Raw genomic sequence first — 22,854 nt, 5'->3', positions numbered from 1 at the left:
GGGCGGGAGGGGTGGGGGCTGGGGTTATGGGGTGTGTTCCTTGCGTGTTTGGTCGGCCAGGTGGGTGGGCATCGGGTCGTGGCGGACGAAGTGGCGGCGGAACGTGCCCGTGCCGGCGGTCATCGAGCGCAGCTCGACGGCGTAGCGGAGCAGTTCGGCGGCCGGCACCTCGGCGCGGACCAGGGTGCGGCCCTCGGCGTCCGGGTCCGGCTCGGTGCCGAGCACCCGGCCGCGCCGGCCGGACAGGTCGCCCATCACCGCGCCCACCGAGCCGTCCGACACCCGGATGGTCACCTCGTCGATCGGCTCCAGCAGCGCCGGCTGGCCGCGTTCAGCGGCGTCGCGCAACGCCAGCGCGCCGGCGGTCTGGAAGGCCGCGTCGGAGGAGTCGACGCTGTGCGCCTTTCCGTCGACCAGGGTCACCCGCAGGTCCACCACCGGATGGCCGGCGACCAGGCCGCGCTCCAACTGGGCGCGGACGCCCTTCTCCACCGACGGGATGTAGTTGTGCGGCACCGCGCCGCCAACCACCCGGTTGACGAACTCGAACCCGCCGCCCCGGGGCAGCGGCTCCACCTCGATGTCGCAGACCGCGTACTGGCCGTGGCCGCCGGACTGCTTGACGTGCCGGCCGTGCCCCTTCGCGGGCACGGTCAGCGTCTCGCGCAGCGACACCCGGACCGGCTCGGTGTCCAGCTCCACGCCACCGGCGCGCAGCCGGTCGAGCACCACGTCCGCGTGCGCCTCGCCCATGCACCAGAGCACCAGCTGGTGGGTCTCCGGGTTGCGCTCCAGCCGCAGCGTGGGGTCGCCGGCGACCAGCCGGGCCAGGTTGCGGGCCAGCGCGTCCTCGTCGGCGCGGCTCCGGGCGACGATCGCCACCGGCAGGAGCGGCTCCGGCATCTCCCACGGCGCGATCAGCAGCGGGTCGTCCTTGGCCGAGACGGTGTCGCCGGTCTCAGCGCTGCCGGACTTGGTGATCGCGCAGATGTCACCGGCCACGCAGAGTGGCACCTCGCGCAGGGTGGCGCCCAGCGGCGTGTAGATGTGCCCGACCCGCTCGTCGGCGTCGTGGTCGGGGTGGCCCCGTTCGGCCATGCCGTGCCCGGAGACGTGCACGGTCTGGTCGGGGCGCAGCGTGCCGGAGAAGACCCGGACCAGCGAGACCCGCCCGACGTGGCGGTCGACGGTGGTCTTGACCACCTCGGCGACCAGTGGCCCGGTCGGGTCGCAGGTCAGCGGCGGTCGCGGCGAGCCGTCCACCCCGGCCACCGGCGGCACCTCGTGCTCCAGCGGCGACGGGAACGCGGCGGTCAGCACCTCCAGCAGTGCGTCCAACCCGACCCCGGTCTCCGCGCAGACCGGCACGACCGGGTAGAAGTGACCTCGGGCGACCGCCTTCTCCAGGTCTTCGATGAGCACCTCGGTGCCGACCTCCTCGCCACCGAGGTAGCGGTCCATCAGCGTCTCGTCCTCGCTCTCGGCGATGACCCCCTCGATCAGCTCGTTGCGGGACTCGACGATGGCCGGCAGGTGCTCCGCGTCCGGCTCGCGCACGTCGGCGGGCAGGCCGGCGGTGTAGTCGAAGACCCGGCGGGTGATCAGGCCGAGCAGGCCGACGGTGGAGACCCCGTCGTCACCGAGCATCGGCAGGTACAGCGGCATCACGTTGTCGCCGAAGACCCGCTGGCAGAGCGCCACCGCCTCGTCGAAGTCGGCGCGCGGCTGGTCCAGCCGGGCCACCGCGACCGCACGCGGCATGTCGACCGCCGCGCACTCCTCCCACAGCGCCACGGTGGCCGCGTCCATCCCGCCCGCCGCGGAGACGACGAAGAGCGCGGCGTCGGCGGCCCGCAGCCCGGCGCGCAGCTCGCCGACGAAGTCGGCGTACCCGGGAGTGTCCAGGAGGTTGACTTTGATGCCGTTGTGCAGCAGGGGCGCGCAGGACAGGCTCACCGAGCGCTGCTGGCGCACGGCCGCCGGGTCGTGGTCGCTGACCGTGGTGCCGTCGACCACGTTGCCGGCCCGGCCGATCGTCCCGGTGGCGGCGAGCAACGCCTCGACCAGGGTTGTCTTGCCCGCTCCGGAGTGCCCGACGAGGACCACGTTGCGAACCCTGTCGGGTTCGGTCACCACCGGCGTGCCGCCGGCGGGACCCTTCTCCTGACTCTTCTGCGCCATGGGGCGCACCTCCCTCAGCCGGTGATTGGTGGCGACCGCCGCGCGACGGGAAGCGGCCCGGGGCGAGTGCGCGGCGATATCCTCCGGTGGTCTGCTGCACAGCGGGAACGGGACGGGCGGGCGGGTGAGCTGCCTCACCTCCTGGCTCGATCTCACACCCGTTGCCGGGTAGGCACAAGCCTCCCCCGGGCGGGTCGATGGGACCGGCCGTATCGCCGGAGCTGGGCGGACCGTTATCGTGGGGACCGCCATGGCGAAGATCTTCCAAGTGTCGGCCCGCGCGGGGATGACCCGCGTCGTCGAGCCGATCGCACGCGCCCTGCTCCGTGCGGGCGTCACCCCCAATGCCGTCACCGTTGCGGGCACCGTCGGTGTGCTCATCGGTGCGCTCGGCTTCGGTGCCCGCGGCCATCTGGTCGCGGGCGCGTTGATCGTGACCGTGTTCGCGCTCACGGACCTGCTCGACGGCACGATGGCCCGGATGAGCGGTGGCTCCACCCGGTTCGGCGCGTTCCTCGACTCGAGCATGGACCGGGTCGCGGACAGCGCCGTCTTCGGCGCGGTCGCGTACTGGCTGGCCACCCAGAACAACCATTCCGGGGTGGCCGCCGCGCTGCTCTGCCTGGCCGCCGGCGCGCTGGTCTCGTACGTCAAGGCCCGCGCCGAGGGGCTGGGCATGACCTGCAACGTCGGTATCGCCGAACGCACCGAGCGGCTGCTGATCGTCGGGGTCGGCGGAATCCTCACCGGCGTCGGCGTCGACCCGGCGCTGGAGATCGCGCTCTGGCTGCTCGCCGCAGTGTCGATCTTCACGGTGGGGCAGCGGATGGCGCACGTCTACCGCCAGGCCCAACAGCTCCGGCCGGACGGCCAGGCGTGAGCGCAGCGGACCACGCGGCACCGCGGCGTGCCGGCGTGAGCGCGGGCGGCGCGCCGGCGACCCGGCGCGGGACGACCGGCGGCCGGGTCGCGTGAACCTCACCGAGCTGGGCTACGTCGCCGGCTGGCGGGTGCTGCGCGCGCTGCCTCGGCCGCTGGTGGCCGCGGCGTTCCAGGCGGGCGCGGACCGCGCTCACCGCCGCGGTGGCGGAGGTACGGCCCGACTGCGCGCGAACCTGCGCCGGGTGGTCGGCCCGGACCTGCCCGACGCCGAGCTGGACGAGCTGGTGAAGCGTGGGCTGCGCTCGTACGCCCGGTACTGGATGGAGGCGTTCCGGCTGCCCGCGCTGAGCCGGGCGCAGATCCTCTCCGGCTTCCGGCTCGACGGCGCCGAACTGCTCGCCGCCGACGTCGCCGCCGGCCGGGGCGCGGTGGTGGCGCTGCCGCACGCCGGCAACTGGGACGCCGCCGGCGCCTGGGTGGCGGCCACCGGCTGGCCGATCACCACCGTCGCCGAGCGGCTCAAGCCGGAGGGCGTCTACGAGCGGTTCGTGGCCTTCCGGGAGGGCCTGGGCATGGAGATCCTGCCCACCCACGGTGGGTCGCGACCGGCGTTCGACGTGCTGCTGGACCGGGTACGCGCCGGCGCGGTGGTGCCGCTGCTGGCCGACCGGGACCTCTCCGCCCGCGGGGTGGAGGTGGACTTCTTCGGCGGCAAAACCCGGATGCCGGCCGGGCCGGCACTGCTCGCGTTGCACACCGGAGCGCCCCTCTACGTGGCGTCACTCTGGTACGAACCGGACGCGGCGTGCGCCTCGCTCGCCGGCCCGCTGCCGGTGCCCGGGCCCGAGACGGGGCCGCTGGACCAGCGGGTCCGGTCGCTGACCCAGATGATCGCCGACCGTCTGGCGGCGGGTATCGCCCGGCATCCGGAAGACTGGCACATGTTGCAGCGGATGTGGCTGGACCAGCGCGGGACGGGGGGCGGCGCGGCGCTGCCCTCGCCGGCCGCCGGTCAGGCCTGAGGGGGTGGGTGCACGGTGAGGCGGAGCCCCACAGTCTCGGACGAGGGGCGCTGACGCATGCGGATCGGCATCGTGTGCCCGTACTCCTTCGACGTCCCCGGCGGGGTGCAGAACCACGTGATGGACCTCGCTGAGGCGCTGATCGCGCTCGGCCACCAGGTCAGCGTGCTCGCCCCGGCTGACGAGGACTCTCCGCTGCCGGAGTACGTGGTCTCCGCCGGCCGGGCCGTGCCGCTGCCGTACAACGGCTCGGTGGCCCGGATCGCGTTCGGCCCGGTCTCCACCGCCCGGGTCCGGCGCTGGATCACCAACGGCGACTTCGACGTCCTGCACGTGCACGAGCCGCTCACGCTGAGCCTGTCGTTGCTGGCGGTGCTGTCCGCTCGCGGTCCGGTGGTGGCCACCTTCCACACCGCGATGACCCGCTCGCGGGTGCTGGCCGCCGCGCAGGGTGTGCTCCAGATCGTGCTGGAGCGGATCACCGCCCGGATCGCGGTCAGCGCCCTGGCCCGCAAGGTGCAGGTCGAGCACATGGACGGCGGCGCGGTGGAGATCCCCAACGGGGTGGCGGTGGCCAAGTTCGCCGATGCGGAGCCGTTGCCCGGCTGGCCGGGGGAGTGCACCCCGGGTACGGGCGGCGCCCTGGGCTTCCTGGGCCGGTTCACCGAGGCGCGCAAGGGCTTCCCGGTGTTGCGGGACGCCTTCGTGGAGCTGGCCGCCACCCGCCCCGAGCTGCGGCTGCTGGTCGCCGGCCCCGGCGACCGCGATGACCTGTACGACCAGTTCCCGGCCGCGCTGCGCGAGCGGGTGACCTTCCTCGGCCTGGTCTCCGAGCCGGACAAGGCGCGAATGCTGCGCAGTGTGCACCTCTACGTGGCGCCGAACACCGGCGGCGAGTCGTTCGGCATGATCCTCACCGAGGCGCTGGCGGCCGGCACCACGGTGGTGGCGAGCGACCTGGACGCGTTCCGGCGGGTGCTCGACGGCGGGCGGGCCGGGCGGCTCTTCCCCACCGGCGACCCGGCGAGGCTGCGCGACGCGCTGGCCGACCTGCTGGACGACCCGGCCGGTCGGGCCGAGCTGAGCGCCTGCGGTGATCAGGTCGTGGCGAATTTCGACTGGCCGGTGGTTGCGCGCCGTGTTCTGGAGGTATACGCAGCGGCGATCGAGGCAACCGACGGGCGGGTCATCGACCAGGAATGGGTGGGACTGGGCTGAGCCGGTGTGACGGATGGTGCGGGCGGTGACCGGGGCGACCGGCGTGGCCGTGCCCGGACGGACGGAAACGGAGCAGCACTACGATGCCGCACATGTGGTGGGTGGTGGCCGCGAGCCTGGTCGTGGGGCTGGTCGCGGCGTACCTCATCTGGACCGCCGGCCGGGTCGAGCGGCTGCAGGGCCGCGCGGCCCTGGCGGCCCGGGCCCTCGACGCCCACCTGCTGCGCCGGGCGGCGGCCGCCGCCGTGCTGGCCGAGCGGCGCTTCGGCGTCGAGCTGTACGCGGCGGCCCGGATCGCCCTGGACGCCCCTCCCGATGAGCGGGAGGCGGCGGAGAACGACCTGACCCGGCAGCTGCGCGGGGTGCAGCTGGACCCGGCCGATCCGGACTGTGCGGCGGTCATCGCCGCCAGTCGCCGGCTCGCGCTGTCCCGGCAGGTGCACACCGACCTCGTGCGTGACGCCCGGTCGGCTCGGAGCCGTCCGTTGGTGCGGTTGTTGCGGATGGGGCGGGGCCACGAGTGGCCGCGGTACTTCGACATCGACGACCCGACCCTGACGGTCCCCGCGGACGTGCCCGCGAGCTGACCGGACGCCGCGTCCGGCCACTCCGCCCGGCCGGTGACGGGGGCCACAGTGCAGGCCACCGGGGGTCTGATTGGCTGTCGGTGCGGCGTTGGCTCCGGCGTAGCATTTTCGCTGCCACCCCCAGAGCACGTCCAAGGAGCGCTGACCCGTGCCCGAAACCACCGCCCCGAACACCGGTACCACCCCTGTCGTCGGCACCGCCCGTGTCAAGCGTGGCATGGCCGAGATGCTCAAGGGTGGCGTGATCATGGATGTGGTCAACGCCGAGCAGGCCAAGATCGCCGAGGATGCCGGCGCTGTCGCGGTGATGGCGCTGGAGCGGGTGCCCGCCGACATCCGCGCGCAGGGCGGGGTGTCCCGGATGAGCGACCCCGACATGATCGACGGGATCATCGAGGCGGTTTCCATCCCGGTGATGGCCAAGGCCCGCATCGGCCACTTCGTGGAGGCGCAGATCCTTCAGTCGCTGGGCGTGGACTACGTCGACGAGTCCGAGGTGCTGACCCCGGCCGACTACGCCAACCACATCGACAAGTGGGCCTTCACGGTCCCCTTCGTCTGCGGTGCGACCAACCTCGGCGAGGCGTTGCGCCGGATCACCGAGGGCGCGGCCATGATCCGCTCCAAGGGTGAGGCCGGCACCGGTGACGTCTCCAACGCCACCACCCACATGCGGAAGATCCGGCAGGAGATCCGCCGGCTGTCCTCGCTGCCAACCGACGAGCTGTACGTCGCGGCCAAGGAGCTCCAGGCCCCGTACGAGCTGGTCAAGGAGGTCGCCGAGAGCGGCAAGCTGCCGGTGGTGCTGTTCACCGCCGGCGGGATCGCCACCCCGGCCGACGCCGCGATGATGATGCAGCTCGGCGCGGAGGGCGTCTTCGTCGGCTCCGGCATCTTCAAGGCCGGCAACCCGGCTCAGCGGGCCGCCGCGATCGTCAAGGCCACCACCTTCCACGACGACCCGGACGTGCTGGCCAAGGTCTCCCGCGGCCTCGGCGAGGCGATGGTCGGCATCAACGTCGACGAGATCCCGCAGCCGCACCGCCTGGCCGAGCGCGGCTGGTGACGAAGGAAGGGCACCTTCTTAACGCCTGCGGTAGAGGAAGGGACCCTTCCTGACAGCGAGAGGGACTTGGGGGGTGGGACATGGCGCCGGTGATCGGTGTGCTCGCGCTGCAGGGCGACGTCCGCGAGCACGTGGCGGCGCTCGCCGCGGCGGGCGCGGACGCCCGCCCGGTCCGCCGCCCGGCTGAGCTGGACGCGGTCGACGGGCTGGTCATTCCCGGGGGCGAGTCCACCACGATCAGCAAGCTCGCCGACATCTTCGAGATGCGCGAGCCGATCGACAAGCGGATCGCCGGCGGCATGCCCGTCTACGGGTCCTGTGCCGGCATGATCATGCTGGCCACCGAGGTGCTGGACGGCCGTCCCGACCAACGTGGCTTCGCCGGCATCGACATGACGGTGCGGCGCAACGCGTTCGGCCGGCAGGTCGACTCGTTCGAGGCGCCCGTGGAGATCAGCGGGGTTCCGGGCGAGTCGTTCCATGCGGTGTTCATCCGCGCCCCGTGGGTGGAGCGGGTCGGTGGCGGTGTCGAGGTGATCGGGAAGGTGACCGGTGGCCCGGCCGCCGACCGGATCGTGGCGGTCCGGCAGGGCAACCTCCTGGCCACCTCGTTCCACCCTGAGTTGACCGGTGACCTGCGCGTGCACGCGTACTTCGTGGAGCTGGTGCGGGCCGCCTGAGCGTGGGCCCGTCGCCCCGCACGATGCGGCGGGGCATGTTTCCCGGCCCTCGGTCGTTGTCTTCTGGGTGGCCCGGCTGCCCCCGCGGCGCCCCGAGCGGGTGCCGGGTGTGACACGCCCGGGTGTGACCTCGGTAAGATTGCCGCGGTTCGGCAGGGCCGTCGCCCGGCGCGGCATCTCCCGCGGAGCCGACCGGCCACCGGATCGCCGGATGCGGCGCGGAATCGGTGCGGCAGTCGACGCAGGCGTGGAATGACAGACGGAGGTAGGAGATGTCCGGCCACTCAAAGTGGGCGACGACCAAGCACAAGAAGGCCGTCATCGACGCCAAGCGCGGCAAGATGTTCGCCAAGCTGATCAAGAACGTCGAGGTGGCCGCACGGACCGGCGGCGGCGACCCCTCCGGTAACCCGACGCTCTACGACGCCATCCAGAAGGCCAAGAAGAGCTCGGTGCCGAACGACAACATCGACCGCGCGGTCAAGCGCGGCTCCGGCCTGGAGGCCGGCGGCGCCGACTGGCAGACGATCATGTACGAGGGGTACGGCCCGAACGGCGTGGCGATGCTGATCGAGTGCCTCACCGACAACCGCAACCGGGCGGCGACCGAGGTGCGCACCGCGCTGACCCGCAACGGCGGCTCGCTCGCCGACGCCGGCTCGGTGTCGTACATGTTCTCCCGCAAGGGCGTGGTGATCCTCCCCAAGGAGGGCACCAGCGAGGACGACGTGATGATGGCCGTCCTCGACGCCGGCGCCGAAGAGGTCAACGACCTCGGCGAGGCGTACGAGGTGGTCTCCGAGCCGACCGACCTGATCGCCGTCCGCACGGCGCTGCAGGACGCCGGCATCGAGTACGAGTCGGCCGAGTCCTCCCTCATCCCCAGCATGAACATCCCGCTGGACGAGGAGGGCGCGCGCAAGATCTTCAAGCTGATCGACGTCCTGGAGGACTGCGACGACGTGCAGAACGTCTACGCGAACTTCGACGTCAGCGACGACGTGATGGCCGCGGTGGACGCCTGACGCGGTAGGACTGGCGCTGATTCCCGCCGGACCGGTTGATCGTCCGGCGGGAGTCGCCCCTTCACGGTCAGGTCGCCGGGCCGACCAGGCTCGGGAACGGGAAGTCCAGGTCGAACCGCTCCTTGGTGCGCGAGTCGCGATAGACCCACTGGCGTGGCCCCACCTGCTCGGCCGTCGATCCGCGGGTGAAGCCGCGGAGTTGGCCGTAGACGACCGCCACGCCGCCGAAGTTGTCGCCGAACCACAGTTCCAACCGGTGCCGGTCCGGCCCGATGTCCCGCTGCTGGACGTCCTGCACCACCATGCCGCCGGGGCCGACACCGCTGTACGCCTCGTGGAACCGCTGGTAGGGCGCAAGGTCGCCGGCCAGGCGCTCGAAGTCGACGGTCGCGAAGACGAACGCGGCGAACTCGCGGACGCTGCCCGGGGACTTCAGCGGAAACTCGGTGACGAGGACGAAGGTCCGCTCCTCCAGGTCGTAGCGGTAGCTGAAGACGAGCGCCTCCATGATGTGGTTGAGCGCCGCCCGAGGGTCGCGCATCGGCTCCACCGGGTCTCCTTCATGGATCATGGATACGGGCCTTCGTACACGATGTGGGTCTTCTCGGCGAACAGCGGATCGCTCTTGTCGACCAGGTTGCCGTCCTGGTCGAGGAAGAGGTTATCCGTCGGGCTGTCGCCCGACTGGGAGGACTGCCAGCGAAGGTAGCCGTTGGCCTGGCGGCTCCACTGGCTGGCGCTCGGATTGTCGCCGGTGGGTCGCATGAACCTGAGCCGCTCGACGCCGTTCTCGTCCTTCCAGATGAAGCCCTCGTTGTTGCGGGTTGGGGTCTCGGTCCAGTTGCGGGGCCGTTGCCGGCGCAGCGACCCGATGGAGACGCCGCGCAGCGACCGGACCGGGAAGGGCGTGGCACCGGGATAGCGCAGTTTGTTGCGCGGCAGGTCGAGGTTGGTCAGGTCCTGGCCGGGGCGCAGCAGGTCCCCGAGTGGGCCGAACATGCCCCGGGCGAAGCCGCCCCGCCCCTGCCGTCTCAGCCGGCGTAGCTTGCCCTTACCCATTCAGCAACGCCCCGACGGCGAGGTCGAGCAGCTGGTCGATGATCAGCGAGGTGATCATCTTGAAGATGGGGATCTCGAGGAGCGAAGCGCCGAACGTGGCGACCGCGGTGGCGATCGCCTGCGCGATCTGCACCGCCAGGATCACCAGCTGCACGATGACGCTGATCTTCAGGGTGAGAATCACCCCGGCTGCGACGAAGAGCCCGACGGCCACTCCCTGGGCGGCGGTGACGCCGTCGGCCAGGTTGGTCACCGGCGCCTCCGCACCGCCCCACCTGGCCTGGAACGCACTCACGGCCTGGCCGCTGTTGACCGTCCACACCGCCTCACCGGTGCGCTGCGCCTCGTCGCCGACCCCCTGAACGGTCGCCGCCAGCCCCAGCCAGTGCTGGCCCAGCTCGAACAGCTTTTCCTCGTCGGCCTCCGGCCAGCTGTAGCCGAGCATGCCGAGCAGGGAGACCAGCTCTCCGGGCAGTTGCAGGCCCATCGGTCAGCCCTCACCCAGCAGCTGGCCGATCCGGCGCAGGCCGGCGTCGATCTCCTGTTCGACCTCGTCGAAGGTGTCGGCCATGGTGTGCAGGCCCTCGGCGAACTGCCCGAGGACCTCGCCGTTGCCCTCGAAGCAGCCCATCGCAAGGTCGTGGATGCCGTGGTACAGCTCGCCGATCAGGGTGCCGATGTCGTCCGCGCCCCACGGTTCGCCGAGCGCCTGGACGGTGCCCTCGAACTCGGTGAGGGCGTCCGCCAGCCGGTCCACCACCTGGTCGAGTGAGCCGGCGCTGCCGCGCAGCGACTCGGGATCGACCGTGAAGCCGGTCATCGCCTACCCCCGTTCCCGCATCCGGCCGAGGGTCTCCTCGATGGACCGGGTGTAGCGGGCCATCTGCTGAGCGCTCTGCTCCTGCAGGCGTTCCAGCTGCTGGGACAGGGCGGCCGGGTCGGTGATCGGTGGCGACTCCGGAGCGGACTTCGCGTCCAGGTCGGCGAGTGCCGCGTTGGCCGCCTCGCGGAAGCCCTCGGCGAGATCCTCGGCGGGCAGCCGCAGAGCACGGGGGTTGATGGTCACCTCGGCCAGCCGTCCGCCCTGGGCGGTGATCTGGATCAGCCCGTCGCAGGCGGTGCCGGTGCCCTCGGCGGCTGGCTCGTCCCCTGCGCTCGCACCCGACCGCACCGCCTGTAACGCCTGCCGGGCCTGCGCCAGGACGGCCTCGAATCCCTCCGTCATCCGACCACCCTTCGACCGGTTTCCATGGATCCTAGGGCAGGCGGGCACGCGGGGTGGTCCCGTCGGATCGCTCTGTCAGACCCCCGACTCGGCATCGCCGTCCGGCTGCCGGAGCGTTGACGAGACGTTCCGGTGGTGTGTCTCTACGCTTCCGGGCGGGTCGTTGGTCGAGCGAGGGGATTGGTCCGTGGGGGAGACGGCACACCGGTTCGCGCCGGGCGACGTGGTCGTCCGACGTGAGGTCCTGCTCGGTGAGGTCTGGTTCGGCTGCCCGACGATCTGCGTCGAGGACTCGCCCGACCTGCTCGCCCTCTACCTCCCGCCGGGGTCCGAGTTCGGTTTCCCGGAGAGGGGCGCCTTCCCGTGTGGGCGACACCCGTGGGAGGCCGCCGGGCACCGCGCCTGGCGGGGGCACGGCAAGCTGATGCTGCACCGCCCCGGCGAGGCGCACTCGATCGACGTCTTCTGGACGGGGTCGGAGCGCGACTTCGCCGGCTGGTACTTCAACCTCCAGGATCCGCTGCGGCGTACCCCGATCGGGGTGGACACCCTGGACCACGAGCTGGACCTGTGGTGGGGCGCGGACGCCGACCGGTACGTCTGGAAGGACGTGGAGATCTTCGCGCAGCGCCTCGTCGAGGGGCGCTACCCGGGCATGGCCGACGCCATCCGGTGCGAGGGTGACCGCATCGCCGCCCTGCTCGACGCGGGGCAGCGCTGGTGGGACCCGGCCTGGGCGGCGTGGCGGCCCGACCCGTCCTGGTCGGCGCCCCGGTTGCCCGTCGGCTGGGACGAGGTGCCGCCCGTCCACTGAGGACGAACGGCACCCGCGCGGGCCGTCAGCGGTCAGCCGATGGTTTCCCGCTCCCGCCAGGCGGCGCGCACCGAGGTGCGCCCGTTGGTCCGCAGCAGCGACCCCTCGTAGATCCGCGCCCCGGCGACCACGAAGGCGCCGGCGGTGACCAGAAGGATGGCCAGCGAGACGAACGGCTCCCAGACGGCGGCGTCCCCGGTGAACAGCCGCAGAGGCATCGCCGTGGGCGACGAGAACGGCAGGTAGGACAGCAGCCGCATGGCCGCGGCGTTGTCGTTGAGGAAGATCACCGCGAAGAACGGCAGCATGACGGCGAGCTGCACCGGCGTCGACACAGCGGCAATGTCCTCCTGCCGGTTGACCAGGGCGCCGGCCGCCGCCCACATGGCGGCCAGCAGCACGAATCCGAGCAGGAAGAACGGCACGAACCAGCCGATCGCCGGGGCGAGCAGGGTGAGCAGGCCGCCGCTGTCGCCGAACCGCATACCGGCGACGGCCACCACGGCGATCAACGCGATCTGCCCGAGCGCCAGGATGCCACCGGCGATCACCTTGCCGGCCAGCAGCGCCCGTACCGGTACCGCCGCGACCAGGATCTCCACGATCCGGGTCTGCTTCTCCTCGGTGACACTCTGCGCGATCTGCATGCCGAAGGTCTGCGACGTGAGGAAGAAGACGAACGCGAAGACGAACGGCACCAGGAACGCCACCACCGGGTCGACCGCGTCCGGGTCCAGCAGTCGCACGGGCGGGGCGGTGCTCAGTGCCCGCACCACGTCGTCGGGGGCCTCGTCCATGGCGAGCACCGCCGGACCGGAGACCACCGCGGCGTCCACGTCGCCGTCGCGGACGGCCTGCTCGGCGGCGCGGTCGTCGGGCACCACCCGGACCTCGAGGCCGGCGGCCCGCAGCGGACCGGCGGCCTCCTGGGTGACCGCGACGCTCTGCGGCCCGCCGGAGAGCAGGGGCGGCAGGATGGTGCCCGCCGCAGCGATCAGCAGGAAGAAGAGCGTGCCGAACAGGAAGGTGCGGTCGCGGAGCTTGACCCGGATCTCGCGGGCGGCGACCAGCCGGGTGGCCTGGGTGACGTTCACTGGGTGACCTCTCGGAAGATCTCGGTGAGCGAGGGGCTGACCGGGCGGAAGGCGCGGACCGGGCCTCGGGCGAGGGCCGCGTGCAGCACCGGCTGTTCGTCGGCGCCGGCCGGCAGGTCGAACACCGCTCGCGCGCCGTCCAGCTCGACGAGGGACACCCCCGGCTCGTCACGCACCCAGCCGGCGTCAGTCGCCACCACCAGCTCGAAGCGGGGCACGGTGTACGAGTCGCGCAGCTGCTTCCGGCTGCCGGCGGCGCGGATCACCCCGTCGCCGATGATCACCAGGTCGTCGCAGAGCCGCTCCACCACGTCCAGCTGGTGGCTGGAGAAGAGCACCGGCACCCCGGCGGCGGCGCGTTCCCGCAGCACGGCGACGACGGTGTCCACGGCCAGCGGGTCGAGGCCGGAGAACGGCTCGTCGAGCACCAGCACCTCCGGGTCGTGCACCAGCGCGGCCGCGATCTGGGCGCGCTGCTGGTTGCCCAGCGACAGCGTCTCCAGCAGGTCGTCGCCGCGCTCGCCCAGCCCGACCCGCTCCAGCAGCGTGTCGGTGGCGCGCCGGGCGTCGGTGGCGTCCAGGCCGTGCAACCGGCCCAGGTAGGTCACCTGCTCCCGTACGGACATCTTGGGGTAGAGGCCGCGTTCCTCGGGCATGTAGCCGAACCGCTGCCGGTCCTGCCGGGTCAGCGGCGCGCCGCCCCAGCTCACCTCGCCGGCGTCCGGGGCGAGCACGCCCAGGATGATCCGCATGGTGGTGGTCTTGCCGGCGCCGTTGGCGCCGACGAAGCCGGTCATCCGGCCGGCGGCCACCTCGAAGGACACGTTCTTGAGCACCTGCCGGTCGCCGAAGCTGCGGTCGACGCCGTTCAGGCGGAGCGTTCTGGTCACGCACCCACGCTAGATCGAACGCGTCGGTCCGCCGTCCGCCCGACGGCTGAGTCGGCAGGTCCACCTAGCGGCGGAGACCGGTCAGCCGCCGGGGCGGACCACCCCGTTCTCGTACGCGAAGACGACCGCCTGCACCCGGTCGCGCAGACCGAGCTTGGCCAGCACCCGGCTCACGTGCGTCTTCACCGTCGCCTCACCCAGGTGCATGGCCGCCGCGATCTCCGCGTTGCTCGCCCCGGCGGCGAGCAGCACCAGCGCCTCCCGTTCGCGCGGGGTCAGCTCGCCCAGGGCGGCGTCGGCGTCCGGCCCGCTGCGGCCGGCGCCCGTCGGATCGCCGGGGCGGGCGAAGGTGGAGATCACCCGGCGGGTGATCTCCGGGGCGAGCAGGCCGTCGCCCCTGGCCAGCACCCGGATCGCCTCGACCAGCTCCTCCGGAGTGCCGTTCTTGAGCAGGAAGCCGCTGGCACCGGCCCGCAGCGCCGCGAACAGGTAGTCGTCGCGGTCGAAGGTGGTGAGGATCAGCACCGCGGGTGCCCCCGGCCCCTCGCCGGTGATCAGACGGGTGGCCTCCAGCCCGTCCATTCCGGGCATCTCCACGTCCATCAGCACCACGTCGGGCTGGGTGGCCCGGGCCATGGTCACGGCGCGCGTGCCGTCCGCGGCCTCGCCCACCACCTCGATGTCGTCCTCCACCTCGAGGATGACCCGGAAGCCGGTGCGGACGAGGTGCTGGTCGTCGGCGAGCAGCACCCGGACCGGCCGGCCGGCGTCCGGTGCCTCGTGGGTTGGTGCGGTGCTCATGCCGAACGCTCCACGTCGGCTGCCAGCTGGTGCCCGTCGCTCGGCTTCCGCTGCGTGCCGACCGGCGGGTCCGCCGACGCCGCCAGCGGGAAGCGGGCGCGTACCCGCCAGCCACCGCCGACACGCGGCCCAGCCTCCAGGTCGCCGTTGTGCGCGGTGACCCGTTCGCGCATCCCGATCAGACCCAGCCCCAGGGCGTTGGTCATGCCGCCCGCCCGTCCGTCGTCGGTCACGTCGACCTCCATCTCCCAGGCCAGGTACCGGACCCGCACGTCCAGCAGGTCCGCTCCGGCGTGCTTCAGCGTGTTCGTCACCGCTTCCTGCGTCACCCGGTAGGCCGCCTGGGAGACCGATTCGGGCAGCGCAACCGGGCCGCCGTACACCCCGAGGGTGGCCGTCAGTCCCGCGGCCCGGGCTCGCTCGACCAGCTCACCGATCCGTTCGACGCCGCCGGCCGCCGGCGGCTCGGCGTCTGCGCCGGCAGAGGTCCGCAGCACGCCGAGCATTCGGCGCAGCTCGTCCACGGCTGTGCGGGCGCTCTGCTCGATGGCGGTCAGCGCCGTGCGGGCCTTGCCCGGGTCGCGGTCCCACACCCGGCGGCAGGCGGACGCCTGTACCCCCATCACCGACACGTGGTGGGCGACCACGTCGTGCAATTCCCGGGCGATCCGGACCCGTTCGCCGAGCACCGCCCGCTCCCGGGACTCGGCCTGCGACCGGCGCAGGTCCTCGGCCTGGGTGCGCAGCTCATGCTCGCGCCGCGCGGCCACCCAGGCGGTCTCGCCGAAGAAGTACGCGAATCCGAAGACCAGCACATTGACCAGTGCGCCGGTGACCATCGCGGCGAGTACCGGTGGCACCGGGCCGACCGCGTCGGCGAAGGCATCGGGCGGGATGTGATCGATGGTCACCGCGTAGTAGATCCCCAGCCAGGCGAACATCGTGGCGATCACGCCGATCCGCAGCCGGCGGGCCAGTTGATGGTCCTGCCCCCAGGCGCCGACGGTGTAGAGGGCGCAGAACAAGGCCCAGGAGGAGAACTGGGTCTCCGGGGCCGATCGTGCCTGCGCGGCGATGAACGCCACCGCGACGACCAGCAGAGTCGCGGCCGGCCAGCGCCGCCGCCAGATCAGCGGCAGGGTCACCGCGACGGTCCAGAGCAACTGTTCCGGCCAGGACGGCGGCGGGCCCAGCATGAACGCCCCGGTGCTGCGGGCCAGGGTGAGGCTGACCAGCGCCAGGAGGGTCACCCCCAGCCCGATCCAGAGATCGATTCGGCGCTGCTCCGGTGTCGGACCCGGGCGGCGCCATTCGTCACGCTGTGCCACGGTCATCCCGGAACGATGCCACGCCGGCCACGCCGGCCGCCACGGCCGCGTGCCGGGCCGTCCGGTGTGACGTGGTACGGCGCACGGGCGGCGGCCCGGCGCGGGGTTCGCACCGGGCCGCCTGGTCGGCTGCTGTTCATGCCGCCTGACGGCGGGTCTTGATGGCGGTGTCGATCAGGTCCCAGACCAGGACCACGGCCGCGCCCAGCGCGATGGCAGCGCCGAGGGTGTTCCGGTTGTCCCCTTCCGTCAGCCAGCTCAGGCGCTCGCCCAGGGCCGGGTTGAGCAGCCGGTCGGTGAGCGCCAGCCACACCACCGGCACCGCGAACGCCAGGTTGAGCAGGGCCTTCACCCCGAAGAGGGTCCAGTTCCAGCGCCCGACCCGGAACTTGACGATCTCGAACACCACGCTGGCCAGCAGCACCGCGATCAGCGCCGGCAGCCAGAAGGACCAGAGCGCCGGGTCGAGGATCGGGATGTTGTCACCGGCGTCGTCCTCGACCCAGGACCGGTAGTGCTGGAAGGGCAGGTATCCGATGGTCAGCACCAGCATGGCCACCGACGCGATGGTGTCGGCGAGGGAGATGTCCCGGTGCGCGGGGACGTCGGGAAGCTGGTCGACGGTCCAGTTTGGCAGGTCCATGGTGGGTTGGAATCGTTCGATGAGGGCGAAGGTCAGGGTGAGCCAGAACGCGATCTGCACGGCCACCTGGATGGCGGTGGCGATGCCCGTCCCGATCGCCCCGAAGCCCTTGCCGTCCGCGGCGTCGATGACCGCGACCACCGTGCCGACGATCGCCGGGATGAAGCTGAGCAGCAGCTTCAGCAGCCGCAGCCAGACCAGGTAGTAGGTCGGGCCGATGAGCTGCAGCCGGCGGTCGGCGTACCGGGCGGCCAGCAGGTCGGGGTTGCCCAGCTCGGTGAGCACCTCGCGCTCGGCGGTGTCGGCGTCCTGGCCGCCGCCGGCCCGGTCGTCGATCATGTCCTGGATCGAAGCCCGCAGCTCGGTGGCGATCTCGTCCCAGCGCTGGGTGGGCACCGAGCGCAGGGTGGCGGCGAGATAGCGGTCGGTCAGGGTGTTCATCGGTCCACTCCTTGGATCAGCCCGGTGATGGAGGTCTGCACGGCAGCGAGGTCGTCGAGCAGCCGGCTCAGCATCGACTCGCCCTCGTCGCTGGTCCGGTAGAACTTGCGTGGTCGGCTCTCTTCGGTGTTCCACTCGCTGGTCAGCAGGCCCTGGTCCTCCAGCCGGCGCAGCAGCGGGTAGAGCGTGTTGGCGTCCACCGGGAAGCCGTGGTCGGTGAGCCGTTGCAGCAGTGCGTAGCCGTAGTCCGGTCGGCGCAACGCGACCAGGCTGGCCACCACGACGGTGCCTCGACGCAGCTCCTGTAGGTGCGTCCGTAGAACGTCCTCGCTAACCATGTGTCACACCATACTGTGTGCCACACAGTGTTGTCCAGCCCACAACATCGTGCCCGCCCGTGAACCGGTTGGCGGCCGGCCGGCACGTGCTGCGGGGCGCCCGGCGAGCGCCGGACGCCCCGCAGCACGGACGCGACATCAGCAGGACGAGCCCTGGCGGAAGTTCCGCTCGACGAAGGTGGCCGGCCCGACCTGGAAGTAGCCCACGCCGGGGCGGATCGGGTGCCCGGTGAACAGCTCCACCCGCGAGCCGACGCGCACCAGGTACGCCTCGGCGTCCCCCGCGTCGTTGCGGATCAGCGAGCCCCGCCGGCCGTAGATCGCCTCCAACTCGGCGAAGGACATGCCGACCGTGGCCCCGGCGGGGGACCGGGGCGGCGCGGTGGCCGTACCGACCTCCACCAGCCGCCCGTCGCGGAAGGCCAGCAGGATCACGCCGGCCCAGGAACCGGTCGCGCCGGCGTGCACCACCCCGGCGCAGCCTGGCGCGACCCAGTCGATGCGCCCGGCTGCGGTGAGCGTCGCGAGGCTGGCCCCGATCCGGTACGCACCGGCGCCGCGGACGCTGAGCACCCGCGGGTGGCTGTGCCCGCCGTCCGGCCCGACGGTTGCGGAGGTGACGAGTGACGTGCGGTGCGCCGGGCCGGGCACGGTGCCGCCGGTCAGGGGTGCCGCCGCTGCCGGGCCAGCGACGGTCACCGGAACCAGCGTGCTGAGCGCCAGCGCGCCGGTGGCGATGAGGATCGAGGGACGGTTCATGGTTCGCTCCTTGGGTGGTGGGTCTCCTGCCCTGTTAGTCACCGCCGCGGGGCCGGCCGTTCGTCGGGTTTCCGACCGGCCCGGTCTACTGTGAAGTGAGACGCCAACCGACGGCGCTGGCCGGGGGTGACGCGGTGACGGCTCCACTGCGGATCGGGCCCTACACCATCGAGCGGCTGCTGGGCGTCGGGTCGTTCGCGACGGTCTGGCTGGGCTACGACCGGGCGCTCGACGCGCACGTGGCGATCAAGGTGCTGGCCGAGAACTGGAGCCACGACCTGCGGGTCCGGGAACGCTTCCGCGACGAGGCCCGACTGCTGCGCCGGCTGGAGCACGAGCGGCTGGTCCGGGTGCACGCCGTCGGTGAGTTGCCCGACGGCCGGCCGTACGCGGTGCTGGCCTGGGCGGACGGGGGAAGTTTGCGGGACCGCCTGGCCGCCGGCCCGGTCCCCGGACCGACGGCGCTGCGGCTGCTCGGCGAGATCTGCGCGGGCGTCGCCGTGCTGCACCGGCACGGCGTCGTGCACCGCGACCTCACCCCAGGCAACATCCTCTTCCGGTCCGCCGACGCGGATGGCACCGGCGCCGAACAGGTGCTGATCGCCGACCTCGGCCTCGCCAAGGCGCTCGCCGCCGCCTCCGGGCTGACCGCCCGCGCGGGCACACCCGGTTACATGGCGCCGGAGCAGGACGACCCGGGCGCGGTGATCGACACCCGCGCCGACGTGTACGGGCTCGGCCGGCTCGGGATCCGCCTGCTGGCCGCCGACGCGCCGAGCGGCGGCCCCGCCGGCCCCGACCCGGCCCGCCGCGCCGCCCCGATCCGGCTGCGGGAAGGCGTGCCGTCGGCGGTCGCGGCGGTGCTCGCCCGGGCCACGGCGCGCCACCCGGCCGACCGCTACCCGGACGCGGCGGCCCTGCACGCCGCGCTGGCCCGGGCGGCCCGCCCCGCGCGGCAGCCGTCGTCACCCCGACCGGCGGGCCGCCGCTCGTACCGGTTGCGGCTGGCCGGGGCGGCCGTCGTGGCTGTCGCCGCGGTGGGTGGGGCGGGCGCCGAGGCCGGTGGCAACGGGTCCGGGCGGCCGGCCGCCGGGACGTACAGCACCGGGCCGCTGACCGTGGCGTTGCCGGCCGGCTGGTCGGCCACCGGGGCGAGCTGGGCCGGCCAGTACGGTGCCAACGGCGACCCGGAACCGGCGCTGGTGATGTCGCCGCAGCCCCGCCGGTGGGCCGCCGACCCCCGGCTGCCCGGTGCCTTCGTCGGCCTCTCCGCCGCCACGGCGGCGCGCACCACGCCGGCCGGGTTCCTGGCCGAGCGTACGCACGGGGACTGCACGTCCGCGCCGGCCCGCACCACCCGGCAGGCGGGCGTCGAGTGGACCGTGCTGGGGTACCGCTGCGACCGGGGCCGGCCGCAGATCGTCGAGTCGGCCGGGCTGCATCCCGGCCTAGCCGCTCTGGTGTACGTGCAGATCGTGCCACCGGTCAACGGTGGACCCGACTTCGTGGACACCCTGCTCGCGGGGGTACGGGTGCGGTAGCGGGCCGTCGCGGTGCGGGCGAACGCGCCCGATGGCGGTCCCCCGGGTGTGAAGCTGTCACCGTGGCGGAGAAGCGCTGTCAGGCCCTGGTCGCGGGCCGCCGGCTCGACGAGAAGCCGAGCGGATGCCGGTGACGGGCGGTCCGCGCCGGCCGCTGACCCGCACGGCGCAGGGGCCGCAGCGTGCGGACCTGCTGGAGCTGTTCTTCGACCTCGCCTTCATCGCCAGCCTGACCCTGACGTCGCAGAAGATGGCGGCCGAGCAGACCTGGAGCGGCATCGGCCAGGCGTTGCTCGCCCTGTCGACGCTGTGGGCGGTGTGGGTGACCACGACGTTGATCACCGACACCTACAGTCCGCGCAAGCGGCCGATCCCCTACCTGATCCTGGGCATCATGTTCGGCGTCATGCTGATGTCCGCCGCGCTGCCGACAGCGTTCCGTGACCACGGACTGATCTTCGGTGGGACCTGGGCCGCTATCAACCTGGGTCGGGGGCTGGTGCTCATCCGATCCCTGCGCGGTCGGCAGGGGCAGGAACGCTCCCTGCGCGCCCTGGTCTGGAACCTCGGCTCGGGGACCCTCTGGGTGGTCGGCGGCCTCGTCACCGACCCCGGGTGGCGACTCGTCGTGTGGCTCGCCGCGCTGGCCGTGGACTACATCGCGTTCGGCTTCCGCTTCCCCATCCCCGGTCGGGCGCCCCTGCCGCAGTACCAGATGGCGCCGGAGCACCTCGCCGAGCGGTACCAGCAGATCTACATCCTCACCCTGGGCGAACTCGTCCTGGTCAGCGTCCTCAGCCTGAGCCACCAGCCCTTCACGCCCGGTCGGATCGGCGCCTTCGGCATCGCGTTCCTGACGGCCGTGGTGCTCTGGTGGAGCTACGCCCAGGGAGCGGGGGCGACCCTCCGCGACGCCATTGAGGCGTCACCGCACCGGTCCCGGCTGGTGCAGACCAACCCGTACGCCCACTGGTTGATGGTGGCCGGGGTGGTGAGCACGGCCGCCGGCGTCGAACGGATCATCGTGCAGCCGGGCGAGCGGCCCGGCGCCCCGATGACCGTGCTCATCCTGGGTGGCGCCGGGCTCTTCCTTCTCGGTCGGGCGGTCCTGGAACACGAGGTATACGGGCGGGTCCCGCTGTCCCACGTCATCGGTGTCGTCGCGACAATCGCCCTGGCGCCGCCCGCGGCGCACCTGCCCGGTCTGGCGCTGGGCGTCGCCGTCGCTCTGGTGCTGCTGGCGGTCGCGGCCGCCGAGTTCGTCCGGGCACGGCACCGTCCCGCTCCGGCTCCGGCGACACCGTGACACCATCCCCGACCGGGCCCACCCGCGAACCGGTTGGCTAGCGGACCACCACGGTGATGGTGTGCGCCCGGTCCTCCTGGGGGATCGTGACGGCGACGGTGCCAGCGCGGACGAACCGGATGTCCACCACCCCGGCCTCGTACTGCTGCGAGACCATCTCGGGGCGGTCCACGGTGACCAGACCCGGGCCGATGCCCTGGATCCGCAGCACCGCGCCGGTGGCGAAGCAGAGCGAGCGCAGTAGCTCGAGCTCGGTCTCGGCCAGCGGCAGGTCGTAGCGAACGGCGCCGTGGCAGCTCGTGGTCGGCGCGGTCGACGACGGGGTCGGTCGGGGCGGCGTGCCCCGGGTCCTGGTCGGTGCGGGCGGTGCCGGAACCGGGCGCCCGGTGGTCGGCGGCACACGCGACGGCGAGATGGTGGCGGTGGGGGTCGCGCTCGGCGTCGGCGTCGAGCCGGACGTGCCGGGCGGCTGGACGGGCAGCGGCGACACCGGCCCGCCGCCGCAGGCGGCGACCGCGACGGTCAGGGTGAGGGCGGCGGCGACGGTGATGGTGAGTCGGCGGATCGCGGCGGGATGCATGGCGGGGCTCAGCTCGAAGCGTCGCCGAGCCGTTGCCGGATCTCCCGCCGGGCGAGGTGCAGCCGGGACTTCACCGTGCCCTCCGGCACCTCCAGCAGGGTGGCGATCTCCTGGTAGCTGAGCCCGAGGACGTCCCGCAACGTCACCACCTCGGCGAGGTCGGGTCGCACCGCGTCGAGCGCGTCGAGCAGGTCCAGGCGGGTGCCGGCGACGACGCTGGTCCGCCGGGGGTCGGCCCGGTCTGGCAGCGGCACGTCTCCCGCCTCCAGCAGCCAGCGCCGGCGCAGGGCCCGGTAGGTCGACCGGGCCCGGTTGGCGCTCAGCCGGTGCAGCCAGGTGTGGAACGAGGAGCGCTCCTCGAACCGGGTGATGCCGCGCGCCACGGCCAGCAGCGTGTCCTGGCAGGCCTCTTCGGCGTCCTCCCGGTTCGGCAGGAACCGGGCGCAAAGCCGGAGCACCTCCGGCCGCACCGCGACCAGCAGGGCGTCCAACGCCACCCGGTCGCCGTGCGCGGCGGACCGGGCCAGGGTGTCGACTTCGTCTCCGAGGGGCATGCCGGGATGTCCAATGCTCCGCCGTGCCGTTCTCCGAGCGTACGGTCGATGGCGCCAGTCGGCGCGGTCGAGTCCGGCAGCCGACTCCGACCGTTCCGTCCCGGTGACGCCACCGAGTCGACGGGTCTCGGCCGTGCGCTACTCGAAGCGGGACGGGTCCCCGGCGCCCCGGCGCAGGATCTCCGGCTCGGGCCCGGACAGGTCGACCACCGTCGTCGGTTCCTTGCCGCAGTCGCCCGCGTCGACCACCGCGTCGAGCAGGTGGTCGAGCCGTTCCTTGATCTCCCACCCCTGGGTCATCGGCTCGTCCTCGCCGGGCAGGGCCAGGGTGCTCGACACCAGCGGCTCGCCCAGCTCGGTCAGGAGCGCCTGGGTGACGGTGTGCCGGGGCACACGGACGCCGACCGTGCGCTTCTTGGGGTGCAGCATCCGGCGGGGCACCTCCCGGGTGGCCGGCAGGATGAAGGTGTAGCTGCCCGGGGTGGACGCCTTCACCAGGCGAAAGACCGAGTTGCTGATCTGGACGAACTGGCCGAGCTGAGCGAAGTCCCGGCAGACCAGCGTGAAGTGGTGCCGATCGTCGAGGTTGCGGATCTGGCGGATCCGGTCCAGGCCGTCCTGGTTGCCCAGTTGAATGCCGAGCGCGTAGCAGGAATCCGTTGGGTAGGCGACCAGCCCACCACCGCGGATCAGGTCGGCGACCTGGCCGATGATCCGGGGTTGCGGGTTCTGCGGGTGCACGTCGTAGTACCTCGCCATCCTCCGAGCCTAGGCGCATCCTCGTGCCTGGGGGAGACGAGGGCCACCCTCGGCGCGGACG

At 72.7% G+C, this 22,854-nt stretch carries 26 protein-coding genes; 10 read left to right on the top strand and 16 right to left on the bottom strand.

The window, feature by feature from the left end; genetic code table 11:
• Positions 1-24: 24 nt before the first annotated feature.
• Entirely contained in the window at positions 25-2,181 is a 2,157-nt protein-coding gene (locus KBX63_RS27515) for an elongation factor G-like protein EF-G2 (RefSeq protein ID WP_210916229.1), read from the bottom strand.
• A gap of 250 nt (positions 2,182-2,431) precedes the next feature.
• Between KBX63_RS27515 and pgsA the strand changes: the two genes are divergently transcribed.
• From pgsA to KBX63_RS27480, 7 genes are all read left to right on the top strand, one after another.
• On the top strand, positions 2,432-3,061 hold the full coding sequence (pgsA, locus tag KBX63_RS27510) for a phosphatidylinositol phosphate synthase (protein WP_210916228.1): 630 nt from the start codon (positions 2,432-2,434) through the stop codon (positions 3,059-3,061).
• A 91-nt stretch (positions 3,062-3,152) separates the two neighbouring features.
• Positions 3,153-4,085 (top strand): phosphatidylinositol mannoside acyltransferase, encoded by a 933-nt coding sequence (locus tag KBX63_RS27505; protein WP_210916227.1) that lies wholly within the window; start codon positions 3,153-3,155, stop codon positions 4,083-4,085.
• A gap of 57 nt (positions 4,086-4,142) precedes the next feature.
• Entirely contained in the window at positions 4,143-5,303 is a 1,161-nt protein-coding gene (locus KBX63_RS27500; protein WP_210916226.1) for a glycosyltransferase family 4 protein, read from the top strand.
• An 83-nt stretch (positions 5,304-5,386) separates the two neighbouring features.
• Positions 5,387-5,890 carry a hypothetical protein gene (locus tag KBX63_RS27495; RefSeq protein WP_210916224.1) on the top strand — a complete coding sequence of 168 codons (504 nt, stop codon included), beginning with the start codon at positions 5,387-5,389 and terminating at the stop codon, positions 5,888-5,890.
• A gap of 148 nt (positions 5,891-6,038) precedes the next feature.
• A complete protein-coding gene (gene pdxS / locus KBX63_RS27490; RefSeq protein ID WP_210916223.1) occupies positions 6,039-6,956 on the top strand; it encodes a pyridoxal 5'-phosphate synthase lyase subunit PdxS in 918 nt (305 codons plus the stop codon).
• A gap of 80 nt (positions 6,957-7,036) precedes the next feature.
• Entirely contained in the window at positions 7,037-7,636 is a 600-nt protein-coding gene (gene pdxT / locus KBX63_RS27485; protein WP_210916222.1) for a pyridoxal 5'-phosphate synthase glutaminase subunit PdxT, read from the top strand.
• A 272-nt stretch (positions 7,637-7,908) separates the two neighbouring features.
• A complete protein-coding gene (locus KBX63_RS27480) occupies positions 7,909-8,661 on the top strand; it encodes a YebC/PmpR family DNA-binding transcriptional regulator (protein ID WP_210916221.1) in 753 nt (250 codons plus the stop codon).
• A 67-nt stretch (positions 8,662-8,728) separates the two neighbouring features.
• Here the strand turns inward: KBX63_RS27480 and KBX63_RS27475 are convergent, their stop codons facing one another.
• Genes KBX63_RS27475 through KBX63_RS27455 form a run of 5 tightly spaced genes read right to left on the bottom strand, consistent with a single transcriptional unit; the run spans position 8,729 to position 10,945 of the window.
• The gene (locus KBX63_RS27475) at positions 8,729-9,232 is read right to left on the bottom strand and encodes a hypothetical protein (RefSeq protein WP_210916219.1); all 504 of its coding nucleotides are present in this window, start codon (positions 9,230-9,232) and stop codon (positions 8,729-8,731) included.
• Positions 9,229-9,720: a hypothetical protein gene (locus KBX63_RS27470; protein WP_210916216.1), complete on the bottom strand. Its 492-nt coding sequence runs from the start codon at positions 9,718-9,720 to the stop codon at positions 9,229-9,231. The genes KBX63_RS27475 and KBX63_RS27470 overlap by 4 nt, the downstream gene beginning before the upstream one ends.
• Positions 9,713-10,207, bottom strand: a complete 495-nt coding sequence (locus tag KBX63_RS27465; RefSeq protein ID WP_210916214.1) for a hypothetical protein — start codon at positions 10,205-10,207, stop codon at positions 9,713-9,715. Before KBX63_RS27465 ends, KBX63_RS27470 begins: the two co-directional genes overlap by 8 nt.
• Before the next feature lie 3 nt (positions 10,208-10,210).
• Positions 10,211-10,540 (bottom strand): WXG100 family type VII secretion target, encoded by a 330-nt coding sequence (locus KBX63_RS27460; RefSeq protein WP_210916212.1) that lies wholly within the window; start codon positions 10,538-10,540, stop codon positions 10,211-10,213.
• A gap of 3 nt (positions 10,541-10,543) precedes the next feature.
• Positions 10,544-10,945 carry a hypothetical protein gene (locus KBX63_RS27455; RefSeq protein ID WP_210916210.1) on the bottom strand — a complete coding sequence of 134 codons (402 nt, stop codon included), beginning with the start codon at positions 10,943-10,945 and terminating at the stop codon, positions 10,544-10,546.
• Positions 10,946-11,132: 187 nt separating this feature from the next.
• On the opposite strand from KBX63_RS27455, the gene KBX63_RS27450 reads away from it, so the two are divergent.
• A complete protein-coding gene (locus KBX63_RS27450; RefSeq protein WP_307871866.1) occupies positions 11,133-11,759 on the top strand; it encodes a DUF402 domain-containing protein in 627 nt (208 codons plus the stop codon).
• Positions 11,760-11,791: 32 nt separating this feature from the next.
• Here KBX63_RS27450 and KBX63_RS27445 read toward each other — a convergent pair whose 3' ends face one another.
• The 7 genes from KBX63_RS27445 to KBX63_RS27415 all read right to left on the bottom strand — a co-directional run bounded on the left by KBX63_RS27445 (position 11,792) and on the right by KBX63_RS27415 (position 18,053).
• Positions 11,792-12,853: an ABC transporter permease gene (locus KBX63_RS27445; RefSeq protein WP_210916207.1), complete on the bottom strand. Its 1,062-nt coding sequence runs from the start codon at positions 12,851-12,853 to the stop codon at positions 11,792-11,794.
• The gene (locus KBX63_RS27440; protein ID WP_210916204.1) at positions 12,850-13,743 is read right to left on the bottom strand and encodes an ABC transporter ATP-binding protein; all 894 of its coding nucleotides are present in this window, start codon (positions 13,741-13,743) and stop codon (positions 12,850-12,852) included. The genes KBX63_RS27445 and KBX63_RS27440 overlap by 4 nt, the downstream gene beginning before the upstream one ends.
• A gap of 81 nt (positions 13,744-13,824) precedes the next feature.
• Complete coding sequence (locus tag KBX63_RS27435; RefSeq protein WP_210916200.1) at positions 13,825-14,544, bottom strand: response regulator transcription factor; 720 nt, start codon at positions 14,542-14,544, stop codon at positions 13,825-13,827.
• Complete coding sequence (locus KBX63_RS27430) at positions 14,541-15,878, bottom strand: sensor histidine kinase (RefSeq protein WP_210916199.1); 1,338 nt, start codon at positions 15,876-15,878, stop codon at positions 14,541-14,543. The genes KBX63_RS27435 and KBX63_RS27430 overlap by 4 nt, the downstream gene beginning before the upstream one ends.
• Before the next feature lie 130 nt (positions 15,879-16,008).
• On the bottom strand, positions 16,009-16,956 hold the full coding sequence (locus KBX63_RS27425; RefSeq protein ID WP_210916198.1) for a permease prefix domain 1-containing protein: 948 nt from the start codon (positions 16,954-16,956) through the stop codon (positions 16,009-16,011).
• A complete protein-coding gene (locus tag KBX63_RS27420; protein WP_110564981.1) occupies positions 16,953-17,294 on the bottom strand; it encodes a PadR family transcriptional regulator in 342 nt (113 codons plus the stop codon). The genes KBX63_RS27425 and KBX63_RS27420 overlap by 4 nt, the downstream gene beginning before the upstream one ends.
• Before the next feature lie 138 nt (positions 17,295-17,432).
• Positions 17,433-18,053, bottom strand: coding sequence for a hypothetical protein (locus KBX63_RS27415; RefSeq protein WP_210916197.1), 621 nt, complete (start codon positions 18,051-18,053; stop codon positions 17,433-17,435).
• 134 nt (positions 18,054-18,187) lie between these two features.
• Between KBX63_RS27415 and KBX63_RS27410 the strand changes: the two genes are divergently transcribed.
• Together KBX63_RS27410 and KBX63_RS27405 are read left to right on the top strand one after the other, a co-directional pair.
• Positions 18,188-19,594, top strand: coding sequence for a serine/threonine-protein kinase (locus KBX63_RS27410; protein WP_210916196.1), 1,407 nt, complete (start codon positions 18,188-18,190; stop codon positions 19,592-19,594).
• A gap of 124 nt (positions 19,595-19,718) precedes the next feature.
• Positions 19,719-20,900, top strand: a complete 1,182-nt coding sequence (locus KBX63_RS27405; RefSeq protein WP_210916195.1) for a low temperature requirement protein A — start codon at positions 19,719-19,721, stop codon at positions 20,898-20,900.
• Between the two features lie 37 nt (positions 20,901-20,937).
• Here KBX63_RS27405 and KBX63_RS27400 read toward each other — a convergent pair whose 3' ends face one another.
• The 3 genes from KBX63_RS27400 to KBX63_RS27390 form a co-directional block, all read right to left on the bottom strand.
• Complete coding sequence (locus tag KBX63_RS27400; protein ID WP_210916193.1) at positions 20,938-21,480, bottom strand: hypothetical protein; 543 nt, start codon at positions 21,478-21,480, stop codon at positions 20,938-20,940.
• Between the two features lie 8 nt (positions 21,481-21,488).
• Entirely contained in the window at positions 21,489-22,034 is a 546-nt protein-coding gene (locus KBX63_RS27395) for an RNA polymerase sigma factor (RefSeq protein ID WP_210916192.1), read from the bottom strand.
• A 138-nt stretch (positions 22,035-22,172) separates the two neighbouring features.
• Complete coding sequence (locus KBX63_RS27390; RefSeq protein ID WP_210916191.1) at positions 22,173-22,793, bottom strand: L-threonylcarbamoyladenylate synthase; 621 nt, start codon at positions 22,791-22,793, stop codon at positions 22,173-22,175.
• Positions 22,794-22,854: the final 61 nt, after the last annotated feature.

It is taken from the genome of Micromonospora sp. U21 (assembly GCF_018070045.1).
GTDB lineage: Bacteria > Actinomycetota > Actinomycetes > Mycobacteriales > Micromonosporaceae > Micromonospora.
This window is presented reverse-complemented; position numbering and strand designations above follow the sequence as displayed.

Bases quoted from the DNA above. Each gene is read 5' to 3' on its own strand.
- KBX63_RS27405 (WP_210916195.1), top strand. From the start codon at position 19,719: ATGCCGGTGACGGGCGGTCCGCGCCGGCCGCTGACCCGCACGGCGCAG.
- KBX63_RS27395 (WP_210916192.1), bottom strand. From the start codon at position 22,034: ATGCCCCTCGGAGACGAAGTCGACACCCTGGCCCGGTCCGCCGCGCAC.
- KBX63_RS27465 (WP_210916214.1), bottom strand. From the start codon at position 10,207: ATGGGCCTGCAACTGCCCGGAGAGCTGGTCTCCCTGCTCGGCATGCTC.
- KBX63_RS27515 (WP_210916229.1), bottom strand. From the start codon at position 2,181: ATGGCGCAGAAGAGTCAGGAGAAGGGTCCCGCCGGCGGCACGCCGGTG.
- KBX63_RS27470 (WP_210916216.1), bottom strand. From the start codon at position 9,720: ATGGGTAAGGGCAAGCTACGCCGGCTGAGACGGCAGGGGCGGGGCGGC.
- KBX63_RS27480 (WP_210916221.1), top strand. From the start codon at position 7,909: ATGTCCGGCCACTCAAAGTGGGCGACGACCAAGCACAAGAAGGCCGTC.
- KBX63_RS27415 (WP_210916197.1), bottom strand. From the start codon at position 18,053: ATGAACCGTCCCTCGATCCTCATCGCCACCGGCGCGCTGGCGCTCAGC.
- KBX63_RS27420 (WP_110564981.1), bottom strand. From the start codon at position 17,294: ATGGTTAGCGAGGACGTTCTACGGACGCACCTACAGGAGCTGCGTCGA.
- KBX63_RS27430 (WP_210916199.1), bottom strand. From the start codon at position 15,878: ATGACCGTGGCACAGCGTGACGAATGGCGCCGCCCGGGTCCGACACCG.
- KBX63_RS27435 (WP_210916200.1), bottom strand. From the start codon at position 14,544: ATGAGCACCGCACCAACCCACGAGGCACCGGACGCCGGCCGGCCGGTC.
- pgsA (WP_210916228.1), top strand. From the start codon at position 2,432: ATGGCGAAGATCTTCCAAGTGTCGGCCCGCGCGGGGATGACCCGCGTC.
- KBX63_RS27455 (WP_210916210.1), bottom strand. From the start codon at position 10,945: ATGACGGAGGGATTCGAGGCCGTCCTGGCGCAGGCCCGGCAGGCGTTA.
- KBX63_RS27475 (WP_210916219.1), bottom strand. From the start codon at position 9,232: ATGATCCATGAAGGAGACCCGGTGGAGCCGATGCGCGACCCTCGGGCG.
- KBX63_RS27500 (WP_210916226.1), top strand. From the start codon at position 4,143: ATGCGGATCGGCATCGTGTGCCCGTACTCCTTCGACGTCCCCGGCGGG.
- KBX63_RS27390 (WP_210916191.1), bottom strand. From the start codon at position 22,793: ATGGCGAGGTACTACGACGTGCACCCGCAGAACCCGCAACCCCGGATC.
- pdxT (WP_210916222.1), top strand. From the start codon at position 7,037: ATGGCGCCGGTGATCGGTGTGCTCGCGCTGCAGGGCGACGTCCGCGAG.
- KBX63_RS27425 (WP_210916198.1), bottom strand. From the start codon at position 16,956: ATGAACACCCTGACCGACCGCTATCTCGCCGCCACCCTGCGCTCGGTG.
- KBX63_RS27460 (WP_210916212.1), bottom strand. From the start codon at position 10,540: ATGACCGGCTTCACGGTCGATCCCGAGTCGCTGCGCGGCAGCGCCGGC.
- KBX63_RS27400 (WP_210916193.1), bottom strand. From the start codon at position 21,480: ATGCATCCCGCCGCGATCCGCCGACTCACCATCACCGTCGCCGCCGCC.
- KBX63_RS27495 (WP_210916224.1), top strand. From the start codon at position 5,387: ATGCCGCACATGTGGTGGGTGGTGGCCGCGAGCCTGGTCGTGGGGCTG.